The organism is Butyricicoccus sp. (assembly GCF_050872565.1).
Classification (GTDB): domain Bacteria; phylum Bacillota; class Clostridia; order Oscillospirales; family Butyricicoccaceae; genus Butyricicoccus_A.
Genome location: NZ_JBNMHC010000322.1, coordinates 1 through 2,529, shown reverse-complemented (window position 1 = coordinate 2,529; position 2,529 = coordinate 1). Strand labels below are relative to the sequence as shown.

At 49.6% G+C, this 2,529-nt stretch carries 2 protein-coding genes; both read left to right on the top strand.

Annotated elements, in window-relative coordinates:
- Positions 1-1,450: sodium-dependent transporter (locus tag ACR0P9_RS10780; RefSeq protein WP_432620018.1), on the top strand; the 1,450-nt coding region annotated here is incomplete at its 5' end.
- 153 nt (positions 1,451-1,603) lie between these two features.
- The coding region (locus tag ACR0P9_RS10775; RefSeq protein ID WP_432620016.1) for a sodium-dependent transporter at positions 1,604-2,529 on the top strand (926 nt) is incomplete at its 3' end.

Here is a 2,529-nt window from a genome sequence, read left to right as displayed (position 1 = left end):
CGGTACGAGACTGGGATTTATTCTGGTTTCTGCCGGCTGCGCAGTGGGTCTGGGCAATGTATGGAAGTTTCCATATATCTGCGGACAGAATGGCGGCGCAGCATTTATTGTGCTGTACTTGATTTGTCTGGCACTGCTCGGCTGGCCGATTCTGATCTGCGAGTATGCAGTGGGTCGTGCAAGCCGTCACAGTACGGCAAAGGCATTTCATGAGCTGGAGCCGAAGGGTACGCGCTGGCATCGGTATCGCTGGTTTGGCGTGGCAGGCAACTACTTACTCATGATGTTTTACACCATGGTGTGTGGCTGGATGATTAACTATGCCCTGCGCATGTTGACTGGCAACTTAAAGGGAAAAACACCGGACGAAATTGCCGGTGCATTCTCCGATATGCTGGCATCTCCGGTGCAGATGACCATCTTCATGATTATTTCCGTGCTGATTGCTTTCAGCATCTGTGCATTGGGTCTGAAAAACGGTGTAGAGCGCATCACCAAGGTCATGATGCTGCTGCTCATGTGCTTGATGATCGTTCTGGCAGTTCACTCTCTGGTTCTGCCGAACATGCGCGAGGGTCTGGCGTTTTATCTGGTGCCGGATCTGGGCAAGATTGCAGAAATCGGCTTCGGCAATGTTTTGTTTGCAGCCATGTCTCATGCGTTCTTTACGCTGAGTCTGGGTATCGGCGCAATGGAAATTTTCGGCAGCTATTTGGATAAGACCAATCGTCTGGCAGGCGAGGCAGTCAGCGTAACCGTACTGGATACCTTTGTCGCTCTGACTGCAGGCATTATCATTATTCCCGCGTGCTTTGCGTATGGCGTACAGCCGGATTCCGGTCCGTCGCTGCTGTTTATTACGCTGCCGAATGTATTCAATCACATGGCAGGCGGCGATATTTGGGGCGCAGCATTCTTCGTCTTTATGACGTTTGCTGCACTGTCTACCGTTATCGCCGTATTTGAGAATATTCTGTCTATGACGATGGAAATTTTCAACTGGGATCGAAAGACCGCAGTCAGCCGCAACATCGTGCTGATTATTCTTCTGTCGATGCCGGCAATTCTCGGCTTTAATGTGCTGTCTGGCATTCAGCCGATTGGCGAAGGCTCTACGCTGATGGACTTGGAGGACTTCTTGGTTTCCTATAACCTGCTTCCGCTGGGCAGCCTGCTGTTTGTGCTGTTCTGTGCGAAGAAAAACGGCTGGGGCTGGGATAACTTCATCCGTGAAGTGGACACCGGCAAGGGCTTAAAGTATCCGGTGTTTATCAAGCCGTATGTACGCTTTGTTCTTCCGCTGCTCATCATTGTGATTTATGTCAAGGGATACTACGACATGTTCTCGAAATATGGCACGACCGCGCTGATTTTCTGGATGTGCGTCGCAGCTGCATTCCTTGCTTTGATTTACAGCTTTGCATCGGGCAAGCCAAAGGATCAGAAATAAGCAAAGTCGGAACTGATTTCGATCAGTTCCGACTTTTTTGGTCAAGAGCTTGAAGACAGACAACATTTTCCAAGCTCTTTTTTGCTTTAAAGTGTTCCAAAGTTCAAAAAGCTGTGTTATACTGTAGGAACACCACGAAAGGATACAAACGAGATGGAAAAAAGAGAAAATTTCGGCACGAGACTGGGATTCATTCTGGTTTCTGCCGGCTGCGCGGTTGGACTGGGAAACGTATGGAAATTCCCGTATATCTGTGGACAAAACGGCGGCGCGGCATTTATTGTCCTGTATTTGATTTGTTTAGCCGTGTTGGGCTGGCCAATCTTGATTTGCGAATATGCTATCGGACGTGCCAGCAGACACAGTGAAGCACTGGCGTTTCATGACTTGGAACCGAAAAATACCCATTGGCATCGCTTCCGCTGGTTCAGCGTCATTGGCAACTACTTGCTCATGATGTTTTATACCATGGTTGCCGGTTGGATGATGAACTATGCCCTGCGCATGTTGTTCGGCAATCTGCACGGGTTGGAACCGGATGAAATTGCCGGAAAATTCAGCACCATGCTGACCTCGCCGGTACAGATGACGATTTTCATGGTCATTGCGGTGCTGATTGCCTTTAGTATCTGTGCACTGGGTCTGCAAAACGGCGTAGAGCGCATCACCAAAGTCATGATGATTCTGCTGATCTGCCTGATGGTTGTTCTGGCGGTACATTCGTTGCTGCTGCCGAATATGCAGGAAGGCCTGGCGTTCTATCTGATTCCAGACATCAGCAAATTTGCAGAGATTGGTTATGGCAATGTCCTGTTTGCGGCAATGTCTCATGCCTTCTTTACATTGAGCGTTGGCATAGGTTCCATGGAGATTTTCGGCAGTTATCTGGATAAATCCAGACGACTGACCGGCGAAGCACTCAGCGTCATGGGTTTGGATACCTTTGTTGCTCTGATGGCTGGTGTTATCATTATCCCGGCGTGCTTTGCGTATGGCGTGCAGCCGGATTCCGGCCCGTCACTGTTGTTCATCACGCTGCCGAATGTATTTAATCACATGGCAGGCGGCCGCATCTGGGG